The organism is Bradyrhizobium sp. AUGA SZCCT0283 (assembly GCF_018130385.1).
In the GTDB taxonomy this organism is placed as follows: domain Bacteria; phylum Pseudomonadota; class Alphaproteobacteria; order Rhizobiales; family Xanthobacteraceae; genus Bradyrhizobium.
Window position 1 is genome coordinate 1 of sequence record NZ_JAFCLU010000096.1, and the last position, 2,681, is coordinate 2,681.

Genomic DNA, 2,681 nt, shown 5'->3' on the forward strand with positions numbered 1-2,681 from the left:
TACAACAACGTTTGAGAACGCCCACAGGACCGTTCTTCGTGAGGTTCTTTATCAGCATCATCCTTGGTTTGGTCGCCGAGTTTGCGTTCATGGGGCGGTCGACAAGGTTGGTAATGTCGTTTTTCGCTGCACGCTGGATGGGTCGCAAGCAGATCGGTGGCTTGAAGTACCGGCATGGATGTTCGACCGGACGGCATGCCCTGACGCCGAGCTTTTGACAGCTCAGCCGTTTGTTAGCATCGATGCACTCGCCCCGCTTTGTGCGCTTCTCGATCTGGCGTTGAAGGATGGAGCGCCATCAGCTGCCCTGCTTTCTGGCGCATCCAGAGCCTCTCACGACCAGAATCGGGGAGCGACCCATGTCACGCGTGACGACAAACTCAGGGAAAGGATACCGACACAATCGACAACCGCAGCCGCAGATGGATCTGTTCGGGAGCGGCCTGTCAAACGACGCCATCGGCGCGCCCGCATGGCCGGAGCTGCCGGCGGAAGCCCGGGCGGTCCTCACGAGCCTGATGACGCAGTTGATCCTCGACCATGCTGCGACGACAGCGACGCCGCCCGCGAAGGAGGTCGGTCATGATCTCTGACAAGGTCAGGCCTCATCATCTGGAACGCAAAGCGATTCTTTACGTGCGTCAATCCTCAGCCCATCAGGTGTTGCACAATCGCGAGAGTAGTGCGTTGCAATACGCCATGCGGGACCGGCTCACGGCGCTCGGGTGGTCAGAGATTGAAGTGATCGATGATGATCTCGGTCGCTCGGCCGCTGGCGGCGTACAACGCGCCGGCTTCGAGCGAATGGTAGCGGAGGTCTGCCTCGGTAAGGTTGGTGTGGTTTGCGCCCGAGAGGTCTCACGCTTCGCTCGCAACAGCCGGGATTGGCAGCAACTCATCGAGATGTGCCGTGTGGTCGATACCGTTCTGGTCGATCAGGAGACCATCTATGCACCGAGGCACGGTAACGACCGCCTGCTGCTCGGGCTCAAGGGCAGCCTCAACGAGTACGAACTGGATCTGTTGCGCCAGCGCTCGCTCTCGGCCCGCTACGAGAAGGCGCGCCGGGGCGAGTTGGTTGTGGCAGCGCCCGTCGGCTTCGTGAAGGCCGGCGACCGTTATGAGAAAGATCCGGATCGGCGGGTCCAGGAAGCGATCAAGCTGGTGTTCGACAAGGTCGAGGAACTGGGCAGCGCGCGACAGGCGCTCTGCTGGCTCCACGAGTACAATCTCGATCTGCCGGTGAAGCAGGCCAACGGCGACACGGCCTGGCGGCGACCGAGCTACTCCGCCATCCACCGGATCATTGAGAACCCGGTCTACGGCGGCGCCTATGCCTATGGTAAGACGGCTGTGGCGGCGGGATACAGCGCCGAGGGCGTGAGCGTGAAGGTCCGCCGCAAGACGCGGAACGAATGGCTGGCGCTGAAGCCCAACACCCACGACGGGTATGTGAGCTGGGAGAGGTTCGAGGCGATCCGCACCATGGTCAGCAGCAACGTTCCCACCGGTCGGCATCACGGCGCGCCCAAGCATGGTGACGCGCTGCTGGCCGGTCTGATCCGGTGCAAACGCTGCGGCCGCAAGCTCACACTCCGGTACTCCGGCATGAAGCACCATATCCCGCGCTACAGCTGCAGCCGCGCCTGGATGGACAATGGCGGCCCTCACTGCATCGCCTTCGGCGGATTGCGCGTCGATGATGCAATCGAGGACGCACTGCTTGGCGTCGTCGGTCCGGGCGCTATCGCCGCTGCCGCCGCTGCTGCCAAGGGAGCCAGGGACCGGCGTGATCAGGTGCGCGATGCTCTCAGTCGCGATCTGGAAGCGGCGCGCTATGCCGCCGACCGGGCTTTCCGGCAATACGATGCCGCTGACCCAGCGAACCGGCTGGTGGCGAGCGAGCTGGAAGCGCGCTGGAACAGGGCGCTCGCCCACGCGGCGGAGGTCGAGGGCAAGATCGCCATGCATGATGCGGCGACGCCCGCGCCGATTGCCGATCCAGCTTCGCTCGGCGTGCTGGCCTCGAACCTCAAAACGGTCTGGGATGCACCGACGACGGATGCTCGCCTCAAGAAGCGCATTGTGCGCACCCTCATCCATGAGGTCGTGGCTGATATCGACGACGCGGCCTCCGAGATCGTTCTCATCGTCCACTGGGTGGGTGGCGCCCATAGCGAGTTGCGCTTGCCCAAGCGCCGGCGCGGACAGCGCAACAGTACCTCTGCCGATATCATCCAAGCCGTGCGTCAACTGGTACTGATCGCCAGCGACGATCTGATTGCCGGCCTCCTCAACCGCAACGGCCTCAAGACGGGCAACGGCAATCGCTGGACCCGCGAGCGCGTCACATCAATGCGCTCGAACTACCACATCCCGGTGTTCAAGCCTGCCGAGGACGGGATCGAGCCCTGGCTCAACCTCGGCAACGCGGCAAAACTTCTAAAGATTGTGCCCAAGACGCTCCGGCTGGCCGCCGAAGCCGGCGAGATCGAAGCCATCCATCCGCTATCGGACGGCCCGTGGATCTTCGCCCGCGCCTCGCTGATAACAAGTGCCGCTCAATCTATCGCCGAACGAGCGCGACAGAACCCAAGATACCCCACGGGATCGCATCCCGATCAGCAAACTCTCTTCTCTTCAACAACATAGACAGATGGGTGTTCTGATGCGCGGTTGTA

General features: G+C 62.7%; 3 protein-coding genes. All 3 read left to right on the forward strand.

Going from position 1 to position 2,681, the window contains the following annotated elements; all coding sequences use genetic code 11:
• Positions 1 to 218: hypothetical protein (locus JQ624_RS38190; RefSeq protein ID WP_212424009.1), on the forward strand; the 218-nt coding region annotated here is incomplete at its 5' end.
• A gap of 204 nt (positions 219 to 422) precedes the next feature.
• A complete protein-coding gene (locus JQ624_RS38195; RefSeq protein ID WP_212424010.1) occupies positions 423 to 593 on the forward strand; it encodes a hypothetical protein in 171 nt (56 codons plus the stop codon).
• Entirely contained in the window at positions 583 to 2,652 is a 2,070-nt protein-coding gene (locus JQ624_RS38200) for a recombinase family protein (RefSeq protein WP_212424011.1), read from the forward strand. Before JQ624_RS38195 ends, JQ624_RS38200 begins: the two co-directional genes overlap by 11 nt.
• The last annotated feature ends 29 nt before the right edge of the window (positions 2,653 to 2,681 follow it).

Bases quoted from the DNA above. Each gene is read 5' to 3' on its own strand.
- JQ624_RS38200 (WP_212424011.1), top strand. From the start codon at position 583: ATGATCTCTGACAAGGTCAGGCCTCATCATCTGGAACGCAAAGCGATT.
- JQ624_RS38195 (WP_212424010.1), top strand. From the start codon at position 423: ATGGATCTGTTCGGGAGCGGCCTGTCAAACGACGCCATCGGCGCGCCC.